The following is a 21,978-nucleotide window of genomic DNA, read 5'->3' on the forward strand; positions in this document are numbered from 1 at the left end:
GGCGAAGCCCTGACGCGTGCGACCGGCGCCCGTCCGCATTCCACTTGCCGTGTCACTGTCCGGCGGGAAGCGTGACGACGCCATACGCCGGGTGGGCGGACCCTTGCCTGATCCTCTGATCGCCCCCGCCTCCGACGGGCTCTTCGACCCCTGCCTCGCGTCGCCCCGCCCTGCGGCGACCCGCTGAGTTGAACGTGTTCAAAAAGAAGGGCTACGCTCATGCCGAGCGAAGCCGAGGGGGATTCGATGAAGGTAGTGCTGCCCGGGGGAACCGGACAGGTGGGCGCGGTTCTCGACCGTGCGCTGACGGCGGCGGGTCACGAGGTCACGGTGCTGACCCGGCGTCCCGCGCGGGCGCACGACATCGGCTGGGACGGGACCACTCTCGGCCCCTGGGCAGCGGCGATCGACGGCTGCGACGTCGTGATCAACCTGGCCGGACGCAGCGTCTCCTGCCGCTACACCGCCGAGAACCTGCAAGCCATGATGGACTCCCGAGTCGACTCCACCCGGGTCGTCGGCGAGGCGATCGCCGCCGCCTCGCGGCCGCCGCGCGTCTGGCTGCAGATGAGTACGGCGACGGTCTACGCCCACCGCTTCGACGCGGCGAACGACGAGGCGACCGGAGTGATCGGTGGCTCCGAGGACCTCGTGCCGGACTACTGGGCCTACAGCGTCCAGATCGCGAAGAACTGGGAGCGCGCGCAGGCCGAGGCGCCGACTCCCGCGACCCGCAAGGTGGCGCTGCGCGCGGCGATGGTCATGAGCCCCGACCGGGGCGGGGTGTTCGACGTACTGTCACAACTGGTGCGACTCGGACTGGGCGGTCCGGTGGCGGGCGGCGCGCAGTACGTGTCCTGGATCCACGACGAGGACTTCGTGCGGGCGGTGGATTTCCTGATCGCCCGAGACGACCTCGACGGCCCGGTGAACCTCTCCTCCCCGGGCCCCCTTCCACACCGCGACTTCATGCGCGCGCTGCGCACAGCCTGGGGCGTCCCCCTGGGGTTGCCCGCCACGCGCTGGATGGCCGAACTGGGCGCGTTCGCGCTGCGCTCGGACACGGAACTGCTGTTCAAGAGCCGCCGGGTGGTACCGGGACGACTGGCCGCGGCGGGGTTCGCTTTCGCCTTCCCCGAGTGGGAGAAGGCCGCGGCGTCCCTCGTTCAGCGGGCCGGGGTGATGCGTGAAGCGGGCTCGCGCCGGGTGTGCGGAGGAATTCGAGGTACGGGTGTCTGACATGGAGCGCGCAACGGCGATTGAGGTCGGCGCCGTCCGGGAAATGGCTGGATGAGGTCCACCCGCCCGGTGGAACACCGAGACCCCGAGGTGGGCATGGCCCGTTCGCGTACCGCGCAGGACCCGGAGCCGGAAGGCTTTCTGGAGCGCTGGGACCAGCGGGGGCTGGCCATCGCCTGTCTCGTGGCCGTCTGCGGTTCGGTGACGGCCGCGCTCTTCGGGCTGTCCGCCGCCTGGCAGATGCCGTTCCTGTTCACCGCCGTGTACGCGATCCTGCGCTCCCTCGTCCCGCTCGCCTCGACGCGCGACGAACTGGCCGCACTCCGCGCCGAAGCCGCGGCGCTGCGCCGGGACTTCGACCAGGTGAACGCGTCCCGCATCGAGCACTACCCGGACGCGGCGGCCTTCTACCAGGCGGAGATCGACTACCTCGTCCACCGCCACCCCAGCCACATGGACGCCTGGTACATGCGCCTTGAGACCCCGGACGACTTCAGCGCGTCGTCCCCCGCCTTCGAGGGCTACTTCCAGGCCGTGCTCGACTGGGCGCGCGACGGCGGATCGGTACGCCGCCTGTTCTGCCTCGGCTCGTCCCGGGGATACGCGGGCTGGACCGCACGGCACCGCGAACAGACCCGCCACCTGCGCAGCTACACCTTCCGCGAGGTCACCTGGCCCATCAAGGCCGACCTCATGAGCATGGCCATCATGGACACGAGCGCGGTGTTCCTCGCTTTCACCGTCGGCGACCGCGTCCAGGGCATCCGCATCGAGGACAGCGAGGCCGCGGCGTACTTCAAGTCGTACTTCGACCGGCACTGGGAGAACGCCCGGGAAGTGACACGCCCTGCCACGCCGTGACCCAACCCGCTCAACACCCGCACGCAGCAGCCCCGACGGGCGCCGTCAGCCTGTCCACCGCGTACCGTTCGGTCCCCGCCGCCGTCTCCACCGCGAACCCTTCCCGGACCCAGTACTCGAAGCCCCCGATCATCTCCTTGACCCGGTAGCCGAGCCGGGCGAGCGCGAGCGCCGCGCGGGTGGCTCCGTCGCAGCCGGGACCCCAGCAGTAGGTGATGACCGGCACCGAGGGGTCCAGCGACTCGGAGGCGCGCGAGGCGATCTCGGCACCGGGCAGATGCACCGCCCCCGGTATGCGCCCCTGCTCCCAGCCCTCCACGCCCCGCGAGTCGACCAGGACGAATCCCGGGTCGCCGGCTCCGAGTGAGGCGTGCACGTCGGAGACGTCCGCCTGGAAGGTCAGACGTGCGGTGAAGAACGCGGCGGCTTCGGCGGGGGAGGCGGGCGGTACCCGGAGCGCCGGGCTCGTGTCGATGTCGGTCATGGGAAGGACCCTACGAAGCACGCCGCCCGGACGGAACCGAAGATCCACGGCGTGACGGACCACCGTCAGGGAATCCCGTGGCGATAATCGCCCATGACCGTTGAATCCCTCGACGACACCGACCTGCGCATCCTGGCGGCCCTCCAGCGCGACGGACGGGCCAGCTACGCCGAGCTGGCCCGGGCCGTGTCGATGTCTCCCAGCGCCGTCACCGAACGCGTCCGCAGGCTCGAAGAGAGCGGCGTGATACGCGGTTACGCCGCGGTCGTGGACCCCGAGCGCCTCGGCCTCGGCATCCTGGCCTTCGTACGGCTGCGCTACCCGCACGCCAACTACAAGCCCTTCGAGGACCTCCTCGCCACGACTCCCGAGATCCTGGAGGCCCACCACGTCACCGGCGAGGACTGCTTCGTCCTGAAGGTCGCCGCCCGCTCCATGCGCGACCTGGAACGGACCACCGGCCGCATCGCCGGCCTCGGCTCCGTCACCACCAGCGTCGTCTACTCCAGCCCCCTGCCCAACCGCCCGATCACCGCGGCGAGTTCCTGACGACGCCACCGCCCGGCCGCCGGCCCCACCTGGTCCGGTTCTTCTTAAGCGCGGGTTAATCGGCCCTTAAACGTTCTTGGACGCCGCACGCAATTGCCCAGCTAACCGCAGCTCAGGGGGATTTGGCCCCGCCGCGACGGTTGGCCGGGGCAATTGAACGTGCGTATGGTCAGGGCCCACCAGCGGGCGCCCCCGCACACAAGAGAGCGCTCTCAGGCCCTGGTTGGACCCTGCGCCCGGTGTGCACCGCACGACGCTCGGAGCCGCACGCACTCTCAGGGCAGCCCGGACAGGCTTCCCGCGCACGCCCCCGACGAACAAACAGCTTCTCCCAACAGTCCCCACCCGCAACTCCCCCCACAGACAAGGTGTTTCCCCGTCATGGCCGCTCATCGCGCACGCCGATGGTCACTCGCAGGGCTGGTGTGTCTGATCACCGCCGCTCTCGCCTCGGCCGTCCTCTACACCACGACCGGTCCCGCCGCGCACAGAGCCGACGCCGCGTCCGCCCTGACCTGGTCCGACGACTTCGACGGCCCGGCCGGCAAGGCTCCCGACTCGTCCAAGTGGACGCTGGAGACAGGCGGCAACGGCAACGGCAACCACGAGCTGCAGTACTACACCAAGAGCACGGACAACGCGGCGCTCGACGGCAAGGGCAACCTCGTCATCACCGCCCGCAAGAACACCGACTCGGGCCTGCAGTGCTGGAACGGCCCCTGCCAGTTCACCTCGGCCCGGCTCAACACCGCGCAGACCTTCACCCAGAAGTACGGCCACTTCGAAGCCCGCATCAAGATCCCGCGCGGCAAGGGCATGTGGCCCGCCTTCTGGATGCTGGGCGACAACCTCGGCAGCGCCGGCTGGCCCAACAGCGGTGAGATCGACATCATGGAGAACGTCGGCAACGAGCCGAGCACGGTGCACGGCACCATCCACGGCCCCGGCTACTCCGGCGCGAACGGCATCGGCGCCCCCTACAACGCGCCCGACGGCAAGGCGTTCGCCGACGACTTCCACGTCTTCGCGGTCGACTGGAGCCCCAACGCCATCACCTGGTCCGTCGACGGCCACAACTACGAGACCCGCACCCCGGCCGACGTGAACGGCAACAAGTGGGTCTACGACCACCCGTTCTTCATGATCCTCAACCTCGCGGTCGGCGGCGACTGGCCCGGCGGTCCCGACGGCAGCACCTCCTTCCCGCAGACGATGACCGTCGACTACGTCCACGTCTCCGCCTCGGACCAGCCCACCTCCGGTGGCGGCAGCGGCACCGCCCGCACCGGCGCCATCAAGGGCATCGGCGGCATGTGCGTGGACGTCGCGGGCGCCTCCGACGCCGACGAGACCCCGATCCAGTTGCACGACTGCAACGGCGCCGACGCCCAGAAGTGGACCCTCGGCACCGACGGCACCGTCCGCGCTCTCGGCAAGTGCCTCGACGTCAAGGGCGGTTCGACCGACAACGGCGCCCCCGTCCAGCTCTACCGCTGCAACGGCAGCAAGGCCCAGCAGTGGGGCTACAGCTCCGCCGGCGACCTGACCAACGTCGGGGCGGACAAGTGCCTGGACGCCAAGGACGGTTCGTCGTCCGACGGCACCCGCCTGCAGATCTGGACGTGCGGCGGCAACGCCAACCAGAAGTGGACCGTGGGCTGAACCGAGCCGCCCCGGCGGGACGTATCCCGTCCTGACCCGGCACTCACCCCCCCCCACGCGGCAGACGACTTCACCTCCCCCCCACCGAGCACCCGGCCCCACCCCGGGTCCCCACCGCAAGGAGCCCCTCGCATGACGCCTCGTCACCAGCGCAACCTGACCCGTCGCAAGCTGATGATCGGCCTCGGTGGTGCCGCCGTCGCCATCCCCGCCGCGGCCGCCATCGCTCCCTTCGCGCTCGCGGACCAGCCCGCCAACAAGACCAAGGCGGCCTCCGGCGCGCTCCCGGTGACCGTCGTCAACAACACCGGCTCGTTCGACAACGCCAACATCCACGTCTACGTCGTCGGCAACCAGGACGGCAAGCAGGTCCGCCTCACCCCGGACGGCACCCTCGCCCCCATCGCCGTCTCCGACAACGGCGCCGACGGCTTCACCGACTACGCCATCTCGCTCTCGGGCACCGAGACCAAGCTGTCCCTGCCCTTCATGTCGGGCCGCATCTACGTCTCGCTCGGCGACAAGCTCAAGTTCAAGGCCGTGACCGACGGCAACGGCAACGCCGCGCTCCAGTTCCCGGCCGGCTGGGTCAAGTCCGACCCCAACTTCGGCATCCTGCACGACTGCGCCGAGTTCACGTACAACGCGAGCGGCATGTTCTGCAACACCACCATGGTCGACATGTTCAGCGTGCCGATGAACATCCGTCTCACCGGCGAGAAGGACCAGACCACGGGCGCCATCCGCGACGGGGGGCGCGCCGCCGCCTTCGCCGCCGTCAAGCAGGTCGAGGACTTCGCGGGCCTCGTCGTGGACGACAAGCGCATCATCGCCCCGGGTCACGGCCTGGACGCGGGCATCTTCGCCAAGGACTACTTCGCGCCGTACATCGACGAGGTGTGGTCCACCTTCACCGGCAAGGATCTCAAGATCACCACCAATGCCGGCACGTTCACCGGCCGGGTGCGCGGCGAGAAGTTCACCTTCGACGGACCGGCCTCGGTGTCCTTCGACAAGCCCTCCACCCGTGACGTCCTCTTCTGCGACGGCAAGCTCGCCGCCCCGAACGACGGCACCACCGGTCCGGTCGCCGCCGTCCTCGGCGCCGGGTTCAACCGCTCCACGCTGCTCACCGACACCGCGCAGCCCAGCACCGACGCGGCCGCCTTCTACAAGGCCGAGCTGACCAACCACTACTCCAAGGCGATCCACGAGGCCACCAAGGACGGCAAGGCCTACGGCTTCGCCTTCGACGACGTCGCCGACTTCGCCTCCTTCATCCAGGACACGTCCCCCTCGGGCTTCACCCTCACCCTGACGGCCTTCTGACCCGCCCCTCCGCCGCACCCGACGGCCGGAACCCCGCACCCGGGGTTCCGGCCGTCTCCCGTGTCACTCGCCCTCGTGCCACAGCCCCCCGGCCAGCGCCGCGTCCAGCTCCCGCTGCAACTGCACCGCCTGCACGATGCTCCCGGTCAGCGTCCTGCGCAGGACCGGATCGGTGATCCCCCAGGCGTTCATCGCCTCGTCGGGGGAGAGGGACGCCAGCGCGGAGAACACGGCGGGGGAGAACGGGTCGATGCAGGGCCCCTCGTGCAAGTGGGGCGCGTGGACACGCGCTTCCCCGACGGGGGACTCCGGCACGGGGGACACCGCCCGCCGCTGTCCGCGCTCGGCGTCCCGCGGACCGCGCTGCGCGGGGATGATGCCGCTCTCCATCAGCATCCGGCCGTGATCCAGGTTCAGTACGGCCGCCCAGGTCGCCAACTGCGCGGGCAACGGCAGGGTCTTGCCGTCCAGCGTCCGGCTGATCGTCGTCAGGCTCAGCCCCGTCACGGCCGCCAACTGCGCCCGCCCGCCCTGCCGTCGGCGTACGTCGTACCCGGCCGCCGTCGCGACCGCGGTGAGGTACGCGCCGACCCGCCGCGCCTGGGCCTGACGCCCGCCCCGGCTTCCGTGGAGATCCTCCGTGCTCCGCATGTCGGGAGGGTAGCGCGCGGCCGCTACGGGCCCCGTGAGTTGCATGCGTGCACTTTCGCAGGTCAAGCACCTAGATCGACATTTCCGCAGGCCACGAGGTCAATCTCGCATCTGTGTGCGAATCAGAATGCCCTTGCGTCACGTGAGTTGGGCAACTTGCATACGTTGCGTGCGCGGGGGCCAGCCGCGCGGCGCACGTCCCTGAGGGGGTCGTTTGACCATGCTCCGTCTCCATATGACCAGACTCCTCGACAAGGCGGGGGAGTTCGGTGACGCGAGTGTCGCCGACGTGGCACGGCGCACCGGCATCAGCAGGTCGACGCTCCACCGCCTCGCGGCCGGCACCAAGCAGCCGAGCCTGCCGACGCTGTGGACGCTGCGCGGCGTCTACGGCGTCTGCATGGACACCCTCGTCTACGACGACCCGCACCCGTCGCAGGAGCCCCCCGGCGCACCCCCGTCCGCGATGGCCACCCAACTGACAGACCCGGGAGCAGACTTTGACCACTTCCCCCCAGACCGGCCCCGCCCCCACCTCCCTCACCCCCAAGGAGCCGGCGCTCATCACCCGCGCCCGGCACGGTGACCCGGAGGCGTTCGGCGAGCTGTACCGATCGCACCGCGGTGTCGTCGCCGCGTTCATCGGCCGCCGGGTCAGATCCAACCCCGCCCTGGCGGAGGACCTCACCTCCGACGTGTTCGTGAAGGCATGGTCCAAGATCTCCACCTTCCGCTGGACGGGCACCCCGATCCGCGCGTGGCTGTGCACCATCGCCCACCACGTGGTCGCCGACCACTTCAAGGTGGCCGCGACCCGCCGCCTTACCTTCGTGGACCAGATCACGCACATCGGCGACACATGGGCGGTCCCGGTCAGCACCGCCGAGGACACCGTCCTGTCCACCCTCGACGTGGACGGTCTCCTCGACGCCCTCGCGGGCATCACCCCCCGCCAACAGGCGGTGATCCGGCTGCGGTTCCTGGACGAGATGTCGATCAGCGAGACGGCCCGCACGCTGGGCACGACGGACGGCGCGGTCAAGACGCTGCAGTGGCGCGCCCTGGGCTCGCTGCGCAAGGCCTACTCGGGGGCGGCGGCATGACGGACGACTTCGACTTCAGTGGCGCGGCCGGAATCGAGCGGGAACTGGCCGACCGGCTGGCTCGTGTGGCGCGCGCCTTCGTGACCGAACTCCGGGCGGAAGGACGGCTGGTGGAGCCTGGAGACGCGGGGCGGGGGGAGGGCGGCCGTCTGGACCGGCCGCCCGAGCGGGTGGTCGCGCTGACGTCGCGTCAGGGTCCGGCGCATTTTCAACGGGTCGTGTCCGATGCCGGCTTGAGGACGTCTGCCCCGGAGGTCCGGCTCGTCTCCGGTGCGGTCTCACCGATCATGTCCGGGGTACCGGACCAAGAGGCGAATGCCGTCTCGGAGTTGGCGTCGCCCCTGGTGTCAGGGGGACGCGAGGCCGTGTTCGTACCGGACCCGGCGATGCCGGTGGCGTCCGAGGTGCCGGACTTCGAGGCCGTCCCGGAGCCGGCCGTACCCGTGATGTCCCCGGCGCGCGCCGCGGAGGCACCGCCCGATCCGGCGGCGCGGCTGGAGCCGGTTGCGACCCCGCCCGCCGGGATGCTGCGGGGTGCGATCACGCTCCCGCACACACGCCGCCACGCACCCGCCGCGCCACCCGAGGACCCGGCCCCCGCCCCGCGCCCGGTCTCGGAACGCCCGCTGCCCGAGCCGCCGACGGCCGCCGGCGAGGACGTGATGCTTCCGGCCCCGGAGGCGGGGGAGGGGACCGGCGCTCCGATGCTGCTGGCGGGGCGGTTGCGGGTGGAGAGCGCGGGCCGTCTCGAGGTCACGCAGATCACGGCGGACGCGGAGCGGGTGGGGGTGCACATCCACGCCCTGGGCCTCGCGGACTGGGAGTACTGGCTGGCGGTGATCGGCGTGCCGCCGGACGCGCGGACGTTGCGGGTGGGGGACGCGGAGGTGGTGACGGGCCGTATCGAGGGCACGGAGGTCCGCCTGACCGCCCACGAGGTGCCCCGCCTGCTGGACGAGGCGTCCCGCACGCTGGTGACCCCGTACCGTCTCGGCGGTCGCGTCTACGACCTGGCTCGCCCCCTCGCCGACCGCCATGGCCGCTCGTGGCGCTACCTGGGCCGCGACGGTGAGGACGGCACCCCCCTGCTGGCCCTGTCGGGCACGGACGGCCCGCCGATGCCGCTGGGCACGCTGGTGGCGACGCGGGGCCCGCTGACCTGAGGCGGCCGGAGGGTCCGGCTCCCGAGCGGTGCCGGGGAGCCGGGCCCGGCCGGCGGGCCGAGGGCCGCACCCCCAGGTCAACCACCCACCGGAGATTCCCCTCCTCCGCCTTCCCCGGCGTCTTGTTCGATGCGGTTCATACGGGCGGTGACGTCGTCGACGAGGCGCCCGAGGAGGCGGGTGAGGTCGTTGCGGTCCTGCTCGGACCAGTCGGCGACGGCCTGGGTGAACCAGCCGACGAGGGAGGCGGCGTAGCGGTTGGCCGCGTCGGCGCCGTCCGGGGTGGGCTCGATGAGGCTGGCGCGCCGGTCGTGGGGGTCGGCGATGCGCCGTACGAGACCGCGGCGCTCCAGTTCCTGGACCTGACGGGTGACGTGCGGGCCGACAACCTGCATCCGCTCGGCGATCTCGCCGACGCGCAGCGGCCGGTCGGCCATGTGGAGGGTGACGAGCACGCCCATGGCGGGCCGGTCGAGCGAGAGCCCGGCGGCCGCGGTCGCGCGTTCGGCGAGGCGGCCACGGTTGAGGGCGTTGCTCAACTGCGCGAGCCGTGGCACGACGGCGAGCACGTCCGCCGACGGCGTGTCCGATGGTTCGGCGTTCACATCAACTCCACTTGCATACCTAACTTAGGTATCTATACACTCGGGTGCGAAAGTGTCCCAGGGGTGCCTGTACCCCCAAAAAGGATACCTAAAGTACGTATCTTTGGTCTGTCCGGGAAGGACCCCCGCAGTGAACCATTCCGCGAACCGCACCGTCCTCGTCTCCGGCGCCAGCATCGCCGGCCCCGCCCTCGCCTACTGGCTCGACCGCTACGGCTTCGATGTCACCGTCGTCGAGAAGGCTGCCGCGGTCCGGGGCGGAGGCTACGCCATCGACATCCGTGGCACCGCCCGCGAAGTCGTCTCCCGCATGGGTCTCCTGCCGCGCCTGCGCGAGGCCCACGTCGACACCCGCGAGCTGTCCTTCGTCGACGCCGTCGGCGCCCCCATCGCCTCCCTGCGTCCCGAGTCCCTGACCGGCGGCGAGGAGGGCCTTGACCTGGAGGTACGCCGCGGCGACCTGGCCGACGCGCTGTACACCCCGATACGCGACCGGGTCGAGTTCCTGTTCGGCGACTCCATCGCGACCCTGGACGACCGGGGCGACGACGTGGACGTGGTCTTCGCGGGCGGCACCCGCCGCACGTTCGACCTGGTCATCGGTGCCGACGGTCTGCACTCCCACACCCGCGGCCTCGTCTTCGGCCCGGAGGAGCGGTTCCACCGCTACCTCGGCTACACCTTCGCCGGTTTCACCCTGCCCAACGACTTCGGCCTGGCCCACGAGGGCGTCATCTGGAACACCCCCGGTCGTGCGGCGGTGCTGTACGCCCACGAACCGTCGGACCGCCTCCACGGCTTCCTGACGTTCACCCAGGAGGTGCCGCCGTACGACGCCTTCCGCGACCCCGGTGCGCAGCGAGCGCTGGTGGCCAAGACGTTCCCGGAGCGCGTCTGGCACATTCCCCGGTTGGTGGAGGCGATGGGCGAGGCGGAGGACCTGTTCTTCGACATCGTGAGCCAGATCCACATGCCCACCTGGTCCCACGGCCGGGTGGCCCTGGCGGGTGACGCCGCCCACGCCACGTCGTTCCTGTCCGGCCAGGGTTCGAGCGTCTCCCTGGTGGGCGCCTACGTCCTGGCGGGCGAACTGGCCCGCCACGCCGACCACACGGAGGCGTTCGCGGCGTACGAGCGCCTGACGCGCGAGTTCGTGGAGCGGAACCAGGCGCTGGCGACGACGGGCGGCTCCTTCGTCGCCCCCAGCACCCCGGAAATGCTCGCCGCCCGCGACGACGTGCTGCGCGACACGGCGGCCCTGACGGGCGCGGAAGGTCGCGCGGCGAGCACGGCGCTGCGACTGCCGGAGTACGCGGAGGCAGGCTGAGAGGAGGGCGGCAGCATGGTGCCGTGCCCAGCCGCGCGGGCCGGTACGCCGTCCCCGGGACCAGCCGCGCACGGGCGGTGCAGGCTGGACCCCCACGACTTCCAGCCATCGGAAGCCCGGGGGTACCGGCACACAGAGGACGGCCCTTTCACCGCCCCGCGGTCCTGAGTCAGGCAGCGGTGCGGCGCGGGGAGGCGCTCCGCGCTCAGGTGTCCGTCGGCTCGGCGGGGGAGGGCGTCGCGGCGTGGGCTTTCAGGAGCCCCTCGACTCCGAGCAGGAAGGTCTCGCACACCAGAGCCGGGTCGAAAAGGCAGCCGGCGGCCATCGCCCCGTCGCGCATCATCACGAAGTGGCGGGCGGCGGGTTCGGCGGGCTGCTCCCGGATCTCGGCCAGAAGTCCCGTCACGGTGTCGAGGAACCACTTGCGGTGCGCCAGGACGGCCAGGTGCACCGGGTGTTCGGGGTCCGGGTACTCGGCGACGGCGTTGAGGAAGGCGCACCCCCGAAAGCCGGGGGACTGGATGCCCTGCGCGATGGACGAGCTGATGGCCCGGACGGTGTCGGCCGCTGGAAGCCCGGCAGCGACAGCCTGGTCCGCCTGCCCTCGCAGAGTGCGGTCGGCCTCTTCCAGATAGGCGACCACGAGGCTCTCTTTGCTGGGGAAGTGGCGATAGAAGGTGGCCCGTGTCACCTGCGCTTCCGCGACGATGCGGTCGACGCCGACGCTGTGGATCCCCTCCGCGTAGAACAACTGGCTGGCTGTCCTGAGCAGCCGGGACCGTGCTTCGGACGGCCGGCCTTCGGATTCGCTGCGCACCATACGGCCATCTTAAAGGGTAGAACGTTCGGTCTTGACAAGCCGTGGCACCCTTGCCAATGTTGATGAACAGAACGTTCGTTCTCGGTGAAGGCGGTCGTCCCGAGCGACAAGGCCGACCGCAGGAAACCCCGCGTCACCTCGCCCTTCGCAGGTCCGTCGAAAGGATCATCGTGAGCACCCTTGCCGCTCCATCCGGCATCACCAGTACGGCGTCCGCCCTGCGGCGGCTGTACTTCGTCCGGTTCGCGTTCGCCATCGTCTGGGCCCTCGTGATGTTCACGATGACCGCCAGGCTCAGTCCGGTCGGGATCGTCCTGCTCGTGCTGTATCCGCTGTTCGACGTGGGTGCGGCCGTCGTCGACGCGCGGTCGTCGCGCACCACGGGATCACCGGCACTTCTCTACGTGAACATGGCGGTCAGCCTGGCCGCCGCCGTCGGCGTGGCCATCGCCGGTACGTCCGGCATCCCGGCGGTGCTGCGCGTGTGGGGAGCCTGGGCGATCGTGTCCGGGCTGGTCCAGCTCATCGTGGCCGTCCCCCGTCGCGAACTGGGTGGCCAGTGGCCGATGATCCTCAGCGGCGGAATCTCGGTCCTGGCGGGGGCGTCGTTCGTCGCGTCGGCCGGCGCGGACCATCCCATGCTCACCGGCGCGGTCGGCTACGCCGTCCCGGGCGGCATCTTCTTCCTCGTCTCGGCCCTGCGCCTGGGGCGTGCCACCAGGGAGAACTGACATGGGCGACCGCGCGTACGACGTCATGGTGATCGGCGCGGGCACGGTCGGAGAGCGAGCGTGGCGGACCGCGGACCAAGAGGCTCGTACCTCTGCCCAGATATCGGCGCCCGTGTCAGGCGGCCGGCACCCAGCGCTGCGCAGCCGTGCCGTTGCAGTCGTAGATCTGCAGCTGCGTACCGTCGGCGGTGGAGCTCGCCGGGTCGTCCAGGCACCGTCCCGACTGCGGGTTGACCAGCGAGGAGTCGGGGCCGGGCACCCAGCGCTGTGCGCCGGAGCCGTTGCACTGCCAGAGCTGCACCTTGGTCCCGTTCGCGGTCCCGCCGCCGCTCACGTCGAGGCAGCCGCCCAGCGCCCGCAGCGTGCCGCCCGCGCCGGGAACGTAGGTCCACCGCTGCGCGTCGGTGCCGTTGCACGCGTACAACTGAACCCGCGTGCCGTCGGCCGTGCCGGAGTTCCGCACATCGACGCACTTGCCCGGGATACCCGAGCGGAACACCGCGGTGCCGACCTGGCCGTGGGACGTCAGCGCGGACTCCACGAGCGAAGCGGCCGCCGCCATCCCCGCCTCGTTGGGGTGGTACGCGGAGCGGCCCGCCGCCGGACGGTACGTCTCCACCCACGGATTCTCGGCGCACGCGTCGTGTCCGTGGCTGGCGGCCGCCAGATCGACCAGGGTCGCTCCGGTGGCGGAGGCCGCGGTGGCGGTGGCGTCCGCCAGGCGTGCGGCGATGCCACGCTCGAACGCCGCCTGGTCGCCCGTCAGCGGGACGTCGGTGCACACCCCGGCGTCCGGCAGGATGGTGAAGTAGTTGACCAGGTAGACCTGTGCCTGCGGTGCCGTGCCGTGGACGGCGTTCACGATGTTCTCGATGCGCCCGGCCAGGCTGGGAAAGGTCTGGTCGATCGCGTTCTGGTCCACGGTCCCGCAGTTGGTGCCGCCGCCGGTCTGGCAGGAATAGGTGTTGACGCTGCCCAGGTAGTCGACGTCGTTTCCGCCGATGGTGACCGTGACCACCCGGGTCGACGGGGTCACGGCCCGGACCTGCGGCGGCAGACCGGACTGACTGGCCGTCAGCACGTTCGCGGTGGTCGCGCCACTGCACGAGACGTCCGTCAGATCTGCCCCGGTCCCGCGGGCGACGATGGTGGCGTAGTTGGCGGCCGACCGGGCGCACACCGCTGCTCCGCTTCCCGTCTGCGCCGGCGGGATGCCCGGTCCGGCCGCGAAGGAGCTGCCCATCGCGACGTAGCCGAGTCCCGCGGCGGCGTCGGCCGAGGCGGCGCCGGGCCCGGACCGTGCCCGCGCCCAGGCGGCCGTCGTGGGCGTGGCAACGGAAAGGACCAACGCCACGCCCAAGGCGCACATCACACGCGTCCATCTCCGGTCGAGGATGCGGCTCTTCGAATGTGGACCCGGCATCAGGTTCTCCACAGGAAGGGGGCACGGCACGAGCGCGGGACCGTACCCGGCTTGGCAACGTTGTCAGTCCGGACCTTAACGGGTGACAGTGTCCGGGCCAAGACCGCGATGTGGCCATGTGATTCGGCCTGGTGGTGTTCGAACGCCGCCTCACCACAGGACGGCGTCCTGTGGTGAGGCAGCGTTCCCGGTCGCTCAGACGGTGAGCGGAGCGGGCGGGGGCGATGTGTGCCGAAGCGTCTGCAACTGGGCCAAGAGGGGGAGAGCGTCGGACGCGGTCGGGGCTTGAACCACGGTGAGTCCGGCCACCTCGGCGGGGAGACGAGTGCCGGCGCGGGGGATGGCCAGGACGCGCAGCCCGGCGGTGGCCGCGGAGCGGATGCCATTGGGGGAGTCCTCCACGGCCACACAACTGGTGGGCGGCAGGCCGAGGCCGGCCGCGGCACGCAGGTAAGCGTCCGGGGCGGGCTTGCCGTGGGTGACGTCTTCGGCGCAGACGACGGCGTACAACCGCTCTGCCAGGCCCAGTTCGCGCAGAATCGCCTCGACGTAGCGACGGGAGCTGGCCGTTGCCACGGCGACGGGGCCGTGGCGTTCGGCTTCCCGGACGAGGTCCAGCGCGCCGGGCAACGCCATGATCCGACCCTCGGCGCTTTCGGTCGCCATCGCGGTGGTACAGGACTCCACCACCTCGGCCGCGCTCGCCGCGCCGCCGCACAGCCCGGCGACGTAGGAGGCCCATCCGCCGTTGCCGTGCAGCGCGGCATGGTCCTCGGCCCTCCAGACGTGCCCGTACCTGGCGGCGAAGGCGCTGCACACCCTCGACCATGCCGCACCGCTGTCGACGAGTGTGTCGTCCAGGTCGAAGACGGTTGCCCGGCGCACTGGGTTCACGCGGGCACCGGGTCGGCGGGGCGCAGCGCCTGCGCCAGTTGCTCCATCGAGACCAGTGCCAGGGCGTGCTCGTCGGCAAAGTCCCGCAGCCGGTCGAAGCGGGCCGTCGACCCGTCGTCCTCGCAGACCTCGCTGAGCACGCCGACCGGGGCCAGGCCGGCGAGGCGCAGGAGATCGATGGTGGCCTCGGTGTGACCGCGCCGCTCCGCGATTCCCCCCGGTCGGGCGCGCAGGGGGAACACGTGCCCGGGACGGATCAGCTGGTCGGGGCCGGTACTGGCGTCGGCGAGCGTCCGTACGGTCAGCGCGCGGTCCGCGGCGGAGATCCCGGAGCCGACACCGACCGCGTCGACCGACACCGTGTACGCGCAGGTATCGGGGTCGGAAGCGGAGGGGACCATCAGCGGCAGCCGAAGCCGGTCGGCGATCTCCGGCGCCATCGGCGCGCAGATCAGACCGCTGGTCCAGCGCACGAAGAAGCCCAGCGCTTCGGCGGTGGCGAACTCCGCTGCCATGACGAGGTCGCCCTCGTTCTCGCGGTCCGCGTCGTCCACCACGATCACCGGGCGCCCGGCACGCAGCTGATCGACAGCGAACGCCACCGTGTCCAGCGCCGGGTCCAATCGCGGTACCGCCCCGGTGCTCACGGCTTCCGGCCCGGTCTCGTATCCACTGATCATGCTGGCTCTATCGGCAGACCCCGGACGGATCTTGAGGGACTTCCGACGAGAGCCGTGATCACCAGCTGAGGATCAGTCCCGCCCAGCACTCGGCGGGACAGCGCCCACCGTCTCACTGCGTTGCGGAACCGGCGCGGCGACGTACCCCTCGCTGCCGCGCACCGGCCGGCACGTAAGCCCCGTACCGCCCCCAAGGGTCTCCCCCCCATCCCCTTCTCTCCGGCCACGACGTCCCCTCCACGCACGGAAGCGGAAGACGGGCGCGTGATCACCGGCGCTACCCCGAGTGCTTCCAACAGCAGGTTTGCGCTACGCGAAGATCGAATCCGCCCCCTTCGCGCTGTATCCGTAGATCACACGCGCTGTTTGGCTTGGCACAGCACACCGGCATCCGGAGCACCACCGACCGATCCGTTCACCGTCGCTCCCAGCGTTCCCGGGCGCCGTCATCCGCCACCGATGATCACCACCGCCATCCGCCGCCAATCGCTCACCTCTGTGATGGGAGGAAAGTGTCCACACCGGACATCGCCACCGCTTCCGTCGTCGACGGGCCCGAACCCGGCCCCCCGGCCGACAGGCAGGCCACCAGCCTGGGCACCCGGGCGGCCCGCCAGCTCGCCACCACCACCAAGTCGCAACCGCAGATGCAGGGCATCTCCTCGCGGTGGCTGCTGAAGTCGCTGCCGTGGGTGGACGTGCGAGGCGGTACCTACCGGGTCAACCGACGGCTCCAACTGCGCACCGGTCGTGGGCGCGTGCACTTCGAGCAGAACGGCGCGGACGACATCCGCGTCGTGCCGCAGACGCTGACCGAGCTGCCGGTCCTGCGCGGTTACCCGGACCTGGACGTGCTGCGGGAGCTGGCCTCCCGTTTCCGGCCGCAGGAGGTGCGCCCCGGACAGGTGCTGTTCGAGGCCGGGCAGCCGGTCACCGAGGCGTACCTGGTGGTGCACGGCCGCTTCACGCGATACACGGCCGGCAAGTACGGAGAGGAGGAGATCCTCGGCGTCGTCACCGACGGCGGCCAGCTGGGGGACGAGGCGGTCGGGCAGTCCGATCCGCTGTGGCCGGCCTCGGTCCGGGCGGAGACCGCCGGCATCGTCCTGGTGCTGCCCTGGGCGGCCGTGCGGGAGCTGACCGACCGGGTGCCGTCCCTCGACGCCCATCTGCGGGCGTACGCCGAGCGGCAGGGCAGGCCCATGAACCGCAAGGGCGAGGCCGAGGTGCCCGTCCAGGCGGGTCACGTCGGCGAGGAGACGCTGCGAGGCGGCTTCGTGGACTACGAACTCGCCCCACGTGAATACGAGTTGTCGCTCACCCAGACCGTACTGCGGGTCCACACCCGTGTCGCCGACCTCTACAACGAGCCGATGAACCAGACCGCCGAGCAGTTGCGGCTGACCGTGGAGGAGATCCGCGAACGGCAGGAGTGGGAGCTGGTCAACAACCGCGAGTTCGGGCTGCTCCACAACATCGACTACGGCCAGCGGATCAGCACCCACAGCGGCGCGCCGACACCGGACGACCTGGACGAGCTGCTGACGATGCGGCGCGGCACCAAGGTGTTCCTCGCCCATCCGAAGGCGATCGCGGCGTTCTTCCGGCAGTGCAACCGGCGCGGGCTGGTGCCGGGCACCGCCGACGTCGACGGGCGCGAGGTGCCGGCCTGGCGCGGTGTGCCCATCCTCCCGTGCGGCAAGATCCCCATCACCGAGGACCACACCAGCAGCATCATCGCGCTGCGCACCGGCGAGGCCAGCCAAGGGGTCATCGGCCTGTACCAGACCGGCATCCCCGAGGAGTACCAACCGGGTCTGAACGTGCGCTTCATGGGCATCGACCGCGCCGCGATCGTCAACTACCTCGTCACGGCCTACTACTCGCTGGCCATCCTGGTCCCCGACGCGGCGGGAGTCCTGGAGAACGTACAGATCGGCCGGACGGCCGAGTGACGGTCTGGAGCACGCCATGAGCACATCCACCGACTCCTACGCGCTGCCCGGCCCGCCCGACATCGCCCGGAGCCTGCGCCGGGAGCGGCGCACCGGGGTGATCCCCGGACTGCACCACCGCCCGGCCGCACCCGCCGACCCGGTCAAGGCGGCCGAGATCGACCGCCGGCTGGAGACCTGGGCGCGCGGCCTGGACCTGTTCCCCGAAGCCTGGAAGGGAGATTTCTCGGGCTTCCAGTTCGGGCGGGCCGTCGCCCTCCAGCATCCCGGCGCCCTGGACCTCGACCGGCTGACGGTCGCGGGAAAGCTGCTGCTCGCGGAGAACGTCGTGGACTCCTGCTACTGCGAAGAGGACGAGGGCCGCGGCGGAGCGCGGCGCGGGCTCGGGGCCCGCCTGATCATGGCCCAGTCGGCGGTCGACCCCTACCACGGAGTCCCGGAACTGGAAGAGGAGTGGCGCGAGGGCGTGCGGGCCGACGGACCCCTGCGCTCGTACCACTTCGCCCTCGCCGACTACGCCGGCTTCGCCACCCCCAGCCAGACGGACCGGTTCGTGCACGACATCGCCCGCCTCCACATGGGCTATCTCGCGGAGGCCGCCTGGGCGGAGACCCGGTACGTGCCACGGGTCTGGGAGTACCTCGTGATGCGGCAGTTCAACAACTTCCGCCCCTGTCTGTCGATCGTCGACGCGGTGGACGGCTACGAACTGCCCGAGCAGATCTACGCCCGTCCCGAGATCCAGCGGATCACCGCCCTGGCCTGCAACGCCACGACGATCGTCAACGACCTGTACTCCTTCACCAAGGAACTGGCCAGCGACCCCGACCATCTCAACCTGCCCCAGGTGGTCGCGGCCAACGACCGTCGCGGGCTGAAGGCCGCCTATCTGAAGTCGGTCGAGATCCACAACCGGATCATGGCGGCCTTCGAAGAGGAGTCCGCGCTCCTCTCCGCCGGCTCACCCCTCGTGGAGCGCTACACCCAGGGGCTCGCCGCCTGGGTGTCCGGCAACCACGAGTGGCACGCGACCAACACCCATCGCTACCACCTGCCGGACTACTGGTGACGGCCCCTCACGGGCAACCGTCACCGCTGTCCCTGAACACCGTCACCTGTGCAACAAGGAGCCACCCTTGACGACCGTCCCCGCCCCGACCGCACCGGCCGTCGCCGTGCCGACGCAGTCCACGTACCAGCACCGCGTCGCGGAGTACTGGAACGCCGAGGAGAACCCGGTCAACCTCGAACTCGGAAAGGTGGACGACCTCTACCACCACCACTACGGCATCGGTGCCGCCGACCGGTCGGTCCTCGACGAGCCCGACCCGGGCCAGCGCAAGGAGCGGATCACCGCCGAGCTGCACCGCCTGGAGCACGCCCAGGCCGAGCTGCTCGCCGCCCACCTCGGGCCGCTGTCCCCGGCCGACCGGGTCTTCGACGCGGGCTGCGGGCGCGGCGGAGGCAGCGTCACGGCACATCTGCGCTACGGCTGCCACGCCGACGGCGTCACCATCTCCGCCAAGCAGTGCGACTTCGCCAACGAGCAGGCCCGCGCCCGGGGCATCGGCGACAAGGTGCGCTACCACCACCGCAACATGCTCGACACCGGCTTCGAGACGGGCGCGTACGCGGCGTCGTGGAACAACGAGTCCACGATGTACGTCGAGCTGGACCTGCTCTTCGCCGAGCACGCCCGGCTGCTGCGCCGCGGCGGACGGTACGTGACGATCACCGGCTGCTACAACAACACCTACGGGCAGGCCTCACGCGAGGTGTCGCTGATCAACGCGCACTACATCTGCGACATCCATCCGCGCTCGGAGTACTTCAAGGCGATGGCCCGCAACCGTCTGGTGCCCGTCCATGTCGAGGACCTCACCGCGGCGACCATCCCTTACTGGGAACTGCGCAAGGAGGCGGACCACCTGGTCACGGGCATCGAGGACGCGTTCCTGGACGCTTACCGCAATGGCAGCTTCCAGTACCTGCTGATTGTGGCCGACCGGGTCTGACCCGGATGGTCCGGCGTGGGGGCGGCGTCCGGTGGGGGCGCCGCCCTCGCGCGCCGATCGGTACACACCCGGTCTGCCGGTGCTGTCCTCGGTGCTGTGGGGGGTCTGTTGGTGGTTACAGGGCTCCGGCGTCGCGGGCGGTCCAGACGCTCGGGTAGATCGGCCGGAAGCCGAGTTCCCGGCGGATGCGCTGGGTGGACATGATTCCGAACCAGGGGTCGGGGTCGGTGTTCTCGTGGAGTCGGGCGGGTACCTCGACGCCGTTGAGCTGGTACAGCTCGATCGTGGTGACGGGGGCGTCGTCGGCGATGTTGTAGATCCGGCGGGTGATGCCGGGCGCGTACAACAGACGCATCAGGCCCTGGGCGACGTCTGCGTGGTGGGCCATCTGCAGACGCTGGTGCGGGGCCCAGCGGGCGGCCCAGTGCAGGGAGTTGGCGAGATGCGGGTCGCCTTCGCCGTAGACGAAGGGGAGCCGCCCGATGCGTACGTCCAGACCTTCCAGCGCGAGCAGTTCGCGTTCGGCTTCGGCTTTGGATTCGGGGTACGCGCCCCACATCTCGCCGCCCGGCCGGCTCTCGTCCTCCTCGGTCAGCGGGCGTCCCCGTCCGGTGCCGTAGACGTTGCCGGTACTGACCTGCACGAACCGCTCCACGTCGGCGGCCCGCGCGGCGCGTCCCAGAGCCACCGCGGCGTCCCGGTTGACGGCCCACGCCTCCTCGTCGGGCACTCCGCGGAAGGAGGCGGCGACGTTCACGACGGCGTCCACACCGGCAAGCGCCTTGCCGAGCGACTCCTCCTCGCGCATGTCCCCTACGGCGATCTGGGCGCCCAGCTCCGCGAAACGCTCGCCGCGGGCCGCGTCCCGGACCAGGACCCGCACCTGCTCGGCCGGCTGCCGCTGGGCCAGCAGCCGGGGCACGAAGCGGCGTCCGACCTGTCCTGTCGTTCCGGTCACCAAAGTCAGCATGATGTGCTCCTCACGCACGGTGTCGCCTGTCGTCGGTCACCAGCCTCGGCCGAGCGGGGGAGGGACGGGAGAGACCTTGTCATCAGGGGATCGGCAGTCCCTGGATAAGCCAGGCGGTGTCCCGCACCCTGGAGAGGTGAACCGTGCCGAACTCGCCGACTTCCTGCGCCGCGGCCGTGCCCGCCTGGCCCCCTCCGACGTGGGTCTCACGGCCGGAGCCCGCCGTCGTACGCCGGGGCTGCGCCGCGAGGAGGTGGCCCAGTTGGCCGGCATGTCCGTGGACTACTACACACGGCTGGAACAGTCCCGTGGCCCGCGCCCGTCCCGCCAGATGCTCGGCGCGCTGGCCCGCGCCCTGCGCCTGACGGAGGACGAACGCGACCACCTCTTCCACCTCACCGGTGAGGAGCCGCCGCGCCGGGAGGCGACCGGCACGCATGTGCGTCCGGGTCTGCTCCTGGTGCTGGACCGGCTGCATGACACCCCGGCGCTGGTGGTGACCGACTGCGGCGAGGTCCTCGCCCAGAACGCGCTGTCGCGGGCGTTGACCGGGGACGTCCTCGCCCGGCCGCCTCGCGAACGCAACATGATCCGCCGCTTCTTCCTGGACGCGGCGGCCGAGGAGCTGTTCCCGCCCGAGGACCGTCCGGAGCGCGCCCGCGAGCAGGTGGCCGGCCTGCGCGCGGTGGCGTCGGCCCGCCCCACGGACCCGGAACCCGCCGCCCTCGTCGCCGAACTCCGCTCAGCCAGCGAGGAGTTCGCCCGCCTCTGGGAGGAGCACGAGGTCGCCGTCCGCCGCGCCTCCACGAAGCGCTTCCGGCACCCCGCGATCGGCATCCTCGAACTCGACTGCGAGGTCCTCGTCAACTCGGGCCACAACCAGCAGCTCGTCATCCACACGGCCCGCCCGGGCACGGAGTCGTACGAGCGCCTGCAGTTGCTGCGGGTGGTGGGCTTGCAGGACCTGTGGCCCGGGTCTGCGGGTGCCGGCGCTTCCGATGATCTTTTCCGGTCAGAGCCCTGACATAGCCGGCCACCCCGCCCAGGGGGGACCACTCGTACGCCGCCGTGCACGGGTTCATGAGCAGAGGGTGGGTGCGTCATGACGGTCCGCAGTCACGGGTTCCGCTCGAACGACCGCCGGGCCGGCGCCTCAGGTGTGGCCGAGGCCCTGCGGATCCCTGGCCGCGATCGGCGCCCGGTGTTCGGCTCGGGGTCACCGGCGTCCTCGTCACCATCACCCCGGCCGCGCTAACCCTCGTTGCCCTGCCCCTCGCGCCGACACCCCTGGGCGTCCTGCTCGCCTGCCTTCGCGAGCGGCTCGGCGGCGGCAAGGGAGGGGTTGGTGGGCGCTGGTTTGGGGGGTGTGGTTGTGGTGGTGGTCATAGGAGGTAGATCACGTCCTACCGCCGGTCGTAGACTGCCTCCCGCCCCGACCTGCACCGCCACCATCAAAACATCACATTTCGGGCATTTCTCCGTTGTGGGGTAGTAGGTCACATGCTTGCGCTGGTGTT

At 70.9% G+C, this 21,978-nt stretch carries 23 protein-coding genes; 14 read left to right on the forward strand and 9 right to left on the reverse strand.

What is annotated here, in order from left to right:
• The first annotated feature begins 246 nt into the window (after positions 1-246).
• Both ACWEEU_RS29365 and ACWEEU_RS29370 read left to right on the forward strand, forming a co-directional pair.
• Positions 247-1,239, forward strand: a complete 993-nt coding sequence (locus ACWEEU_RS29365; RefSeq protein ID WP_451736496.1) for a TIGR01777 family oxidoreductase — start codon at positions 247-249, stop codon at positions 1,237-1,239.
• A gap of 51 nt (positions 1,240-1,290) precedes the next feature.
• Positions 1,291-2,100: a hypothetical protein gene (locus ACWEEU_RS29370; RefSeq protein ID WP_451736498.1), complete on the forward strand. Its 810-nt coding sequence runs from the start codon at positions 1,291-1,293 to the stop codon at positions 2,098-2,100.
• Positions 2,101-2,110: 10 nt separating this feature from the next.
• Here the strand turns inward: ACWEEU_RS29370 and ACWEEU_RS29375 are convergent, their stop codons facing one another.
• Positions 2,111-2,584, reverse strand: coding sequence for a rhodanese-like domain-containing protein (locus tag ACWEEU_RS29375; RefSeq protein WP_385748703.1), 474 nt, complete (start codon positions 2,582-2,584; stop codon positions 2,111-2,113).
• Between the two features lie 93 nt (positions 2,585-2,677).
• On the opposite strand from ACWEEU_RS29375, the gene ACWEEU_RS29380 reads away from it, so the two are divergent.
• The 3 genes from ACWEEU_RS29380 (at position 2,678) to ACWEEU_RS29390 (ending at position 6,124) form a co-directional block, all read left to right on the forward strand.
• Positions 2,678-3,133, forward strand: a complete 456-nt coding sequence (locus tag ACWEEU_RS29380) for an Lrp/AsnC family transcriptional regulator (protein WP_451736501.1) — start codon at positions 2,678-2,680, stop codon at positions 3,131-3,133.
• A gap of 381 nt (positions 3,134-3,514) precedes the next feature.
• Complete coding sequence (locus tag ACWEEU_RS29385; protein WP_385748698.1) at positions 3,515-4,795, forward strand: ricin-type beta-trefoil lectin domain protein; 1,281 nt, start codon at positions 3,515-3,517, stop codon at positions 4,793-4,795.
• 132 nt (positions 4,796-4,927) lie between these two features.
• Complete coding sequence (locus ACWEEU_RS29390; protein ID WP_385748695.1) at positions 4,928-6,124, forward strand: beta-1,3-glucanase family protein; 1,197 nt, start codon at positions 4,928-4,930, stop codon at positions 6,122-6,124.
• A 63-nt stretch (positions 6,125-6,187) separates the two neighbouring features.
• On the opposite strand, the gene ACWEEU_RS29395 is transcribed toward ACWEEU_RS29390, so the two are convergent.
• A complete protein-coding gene (locus ACWEEU_RS29395) occupies positions 6,188-6,775 on the reverse strand; it encodes a transcriptional regulator (RefSeq protein WP_385748693.1) in 588 nt (195 codons plus the stop codon).
• 220 nt (positions 6,776-6,995) lie between these two features.
• Between ACWEEU_RS29395 and ACWEEU_RS29400 the strand changes: the two genes are divergently transcribed.
• Genes ACWEEU_RS29400 through ACWEEU_RS29410 form a run of 3 tightly spaced genes read left to right on the forward strand, consistent with a single transcriptional unit; the run spans position 6,996 to position 9,041 of the window.
• The gene (locus tag ACWEEU_RS29400) at positions 6,996-7,361 is read left to right on the forward strand and encodes a helix-turn-helix domain-containing protein (protein WP_451736506.1); all 366 of its coding nucleotides are present in this window, start codon (positions 6,996-6,998) and stop codon (positions 7,359-7,361) included.
• Positions 7,276-7,878 carry an RNA polymerase sigma factor gene (locus ACWEEU_RS29405; RefSeq protein WP_385748687.1) on the forward strand — a complete coding sequence of 201 codons (603 nt, stop codon included), beginning with the start codon at positions 7,276-7,278 and terminating at the stop codon, positions 7,876-7,878. Before ACWEEU_RS29400 ends, ACWEEU_RS29405 begins: the two co-directional genes overlap by 86 nt.
• Positions 7,875-9,041 (forward strand): BN159_2729 family protein, encoded by a 1,167-nt coding sequence (locus tag ACWEEU_RS29410; RefSeq protein ID WP_451736509.1) that lies wholly within the window; start codon positions 7,875-7,877, stop codon positions 9,039-9,041. The genes ACWEEU_RS29405 and ACWEEU_RS29410 overlap by 4 nt, the downstream gene beginning before the upstream one ends.
• Positions 9,042-9,118: 77 nt before the next feature.
• Here the strand turns inward: ACWEEU_RS29410 and ACWEEU_RS29415 are convergent, their stop codons facing one another.
• Positions 9,119-9,646 carry a MarR family winged helix-turn-helix transcriptional regulator gene (locus tag ACWEEU_RS29415; protein WP_451736511.1) on the reverse strand — a complete coding sequence of 176 codons (528 nt, stop codon included), beginning with the start codon at positions 9,644-9,646 and terminating at the stop codon, positions 9,119-9,121.
• A 130-nt stretch (positions 9,647-9,776) separates the two neighbouring features.
• Here ACWEEU_RS29415 and ACWEEU_RS29420 point away from each other — a divergent pair, with 130 nt between their 5' ends.
• Entirely contained in the window at positions 9,777-10,973 is a 1,197-nt protein-coding gene (locus tag ACWEEU_RS29420; RefSeq protein WP_451736514.1) for an FAD-dependent monooxygenase, read from the forward strand.
• A gap of 205 nt (positions 10,974-11,178) precedes the next feature.
• On the opposite strand, the gene ACWEEU_RS29425 is transcribed toward ACWEEU_RS29420, so the two are convergent.
• Positions 11,179-11,793 carry a TetR/AcrR family transcriptional regulator gene (locus ACWEEU_RS29425; RefSeq protein ID WP_385748677.1) on the reverse strand — a complete coding sequence of 205 codons (615 nt, stop codon included), beginning with the start codon at positions 11,791-11,793 and terminating at the stop codon, positions 11,179-11,181.
• A 170-nt stretch (positions 11,794-11,963) separates the two neighbouring features.
• On the opposite strand from ACWEEU_RS29425, the gene ACWEEU_RS29430 reads away from it, so the two are divergent.
• Entirely contained in the window at positions 11,964-12,524 is a 561-nt protein-coding gene (locus ACWEEU_RS29430; RefSeq protein WP_451736517.1) for a hypothetical protein, read from the forward strand.
• A gap of 115 nt (positions 12,525-12,639) precedes the next feature.
• Here the strand turns inward: ACWEEU_RS29430 and ACWEEU_RS29435 are convergent, their stop codons facing one another.
• From ACWEEU_RS29435 to ribB, 3 genes are all read right to left on the reverse strand, one after another.
• Complete coding sequence (locus ACWEEU_RS29435; RefSeq protein ID WP_451736519.1) at positions 12,640-13,878, reverse strand: ricin-type beta-trefoil lectin domain protein; 1,239 nt, start codon at positions 13,876-13,878, stop codon at positions 12,640-12,642.
• Between the two features lie 264 nt (positions 13,879-14,142).
• Complete coding sequence (locus ACWEEU_RS29440) at positions 14,143-14,841, reverse strand: HAD family hydrolase (protein ID WP_451736522.1); 699 nt, start codon at positions 14,839-14,841, stop codon at positions 14,143-14,145.
• Positions 14,838-15,521, reverse strand: coding sequence for a 3,4-dihydroxy-2-butanone-4-phosphate synthase (gene ribB / locus ACWEEU_RS29445; protein ID WP_451736525.1), 684 nt, complete (start codon positions 15,519-15,521; stop codon positions 14,838-14,840). The genes ACWEEU_RS29440 and ribB overlap by 4 nt, the downstream gene beginning before the upstream one ends.
• 512 nt (positions 15,522-16,033) lie before the next feature.
• Here ribB and ACWEEU_RS29450 point away from each other — a divergent pair.
• From ACWEEU_RS29450 to ACWEEU_RS29460, 3 genes are all read left to right on the forward strand, one after another.
• Positions 16,034-17,476, forward strand: a complete 1,443-nt coding sequence (locus ACWEEU_RS29450) for a family 2B encapsulin nanocompartment shell protein (RefSeq protein WP_451736526.1) — start codon at positions 16,034-16,036, stop codon at positions 17,474-17,476.
• A gap of 16 nt (positions 17,477-17,492) precedes the next feature.
• Positions 17,493-18,545, forward strand: coding sequence for a family 2 encapsulin nanocompartment cargo protein terpene cyclase (locus tag ACWEEU_RS29455; RefSeq protein WP_451736528.1), 1,053 nt, complete (start codon positions 17,493-17,495; stop codon positions 18,543-18,545).
• A gap of 67 nt (positions 18,546-18,612) precedes the next feature.
• The gene (locus tag ACWEEU_RS29460) at positions 18,613-19,491 is read left to right on the forward strand and encodes a geranyl diphosphate 2-C-methyltransferase (protein ID WP_451736530.1); all 879 of its coding nucleotides are present in this window, start codon (positions 18,613-18,615) and stop codon (positions 19,489-19,491) included.
• Positions 19,492-19,606: 115 nt separating this feature from the next.
• On the opposite strand, the gene ACWEEU_RS29465 is transcribed toward ACWEEU_RS29460, so the two are convergent.
• Positions 19,607-20,461 carry an NAD-dependent epimerase/dehydratase family protein gene (locus tag ACWEEU_RS29465; protein WP_451736533.1) on the reverse strand — a complete coding sequence of 285 codons (855 nt, stop codon included), beginning with the start codon at positions 20,459-20,461 and terminating at the stop codon, positions 19,607-19,609.
• Positions 20,462-20,597: 136 nt separating this feature from the next.
• Here ACWEEU_RS29465 and ACWEEU_RS29470 point away from each other — a divergent pair, with 136 nt between their 5' ends.
• Positions 20,598-21,485, forward strand: a complete 888-nt coding sequence (locus ACWEEU_RS29470) for a helix-turn-helix transcriptional regulator (protein WP_385751018.1) — start codon at positions 20,598-20,600, stop codon at positions 21,483-21,485.
• Positions 21,486-21,712: 227 nt separating this feature from the next.
• Here the strand turns inward: ACWEEU_RS29470 and ACWEEU_RS29475 are convergent, their stop codons facing one another.
• The gene (locus ACWEEU_RS29475) at positions 21,713-21,847 is read right to left on the reverse strand and encodes a hypothetical protein (protein ID WP_385751015.1); all 135 of its coding nucleotides are present in this window, start codon (positions 21,845-21,847) and stop codon (positions 21,713-21,715) included.
• Positions 21,848-21,978 lie beyond the last annotated feature (131 nt).

It is taken from the genome of Streptomyces sp. NPDC005004 (assembly GCF_053600675.1).

Coding starts and splice junctions, on each gene's coding strand:
- ACWEEU_RS29365 (WP_451736496.1), top strand. CDS start 247: ATGAAGGTAGTGCTGCCCGGGGGAACCGGACAGGTGGGCGCGGTTCTC.
- ACWEEU_RS29370 (WP_451736498.1), top strand. CDS start 1,291: ATGAGGTCCACCCGCCCGGTGGAACACCGAGACCCCGAGGTGGGCATG.
- ACWEEU_RS29375 (WP_385748703.1), bottom strand. CDS start 2,584: ATGACCGACATCGACACGAGCCCGGCGCTCCGGGTACCGCCCGCCTCC.
- ACWEEU_RS29380 (WP_451736501.1), top strand. CDS start 2,678: ATGACCGTTGAATCCCTCGACGACACCGACCTGCGCATCCTGGCGGCC.
- ACWEEU_RS29385 (WP_385748698.1), top strand. CDS start 3,515: ATGGCCGCTCATCGCGCACGCCGATGGTCACTCGCAGGGCTGGTGTGT.
- ACWEEU_RS29390 (WP_385748695.1), top strand. CDS start 4,928: ATGACGCCTCGTCACCAGCGCAACCTGACCCGTCGCAAGCTGATGATC.
- ACWEEU_RS29395 (WP_385748693.1), bottom strand. CDS start 6,775: ATGCGGAGCACGGAGGATCTCCACGGAAGCCGGGGCGGGCGTCAGGCC.
- ACWEEU_RS29400 (WP_451736506.1), top strand. CDS start 6,996: ATGCTCCGTCTCCATATGACCAGACTCCTCGACAAGGCGGGGGAGTTC.
- ACWEEU_RS29410 (WP_451736509.1), top strand. CDS start 7,875: ATGACGGACGACTTCGACTTCAGTGGCGCGGCCGGAATCGAGCGGGAA.
- ACWEEU_RS29425 (WP_385748677.1), bottom strand. CDS start 11,793: ATGGTGCGCAGCGAATCCGAAGGCCGGCCGTCCGAAGCACGGTCCCGG.
- ribB (WP_451736525.1), bottom strand. CDS start 15,521: ATGATCAGTGGATACGAGACCGGGCCGGAAGCCGTGAGCACCGGGGCG.
- ACWEEU_RS29455 (WP_451736528.1), top strand. CDS start 17,493: ATGAGCACATCCACCGACTCCTACGCGCTGCCCGGCCCGCCCGACATC.
- ACWEEU_RS29465 (WP_451736533.1), bottom strand. CDS start 20,461: ATGCTGACTTTGGTGACCGGAACGACAGGACAGGTCGGACGCCGCTTC.
- ACWEEU_RS29475 (WP_385751015.1), bottom strand. CDS start 21,847: ATGACCACCACCACAACCACACCCCCCAAACCAGCGCCCACCAACCCC.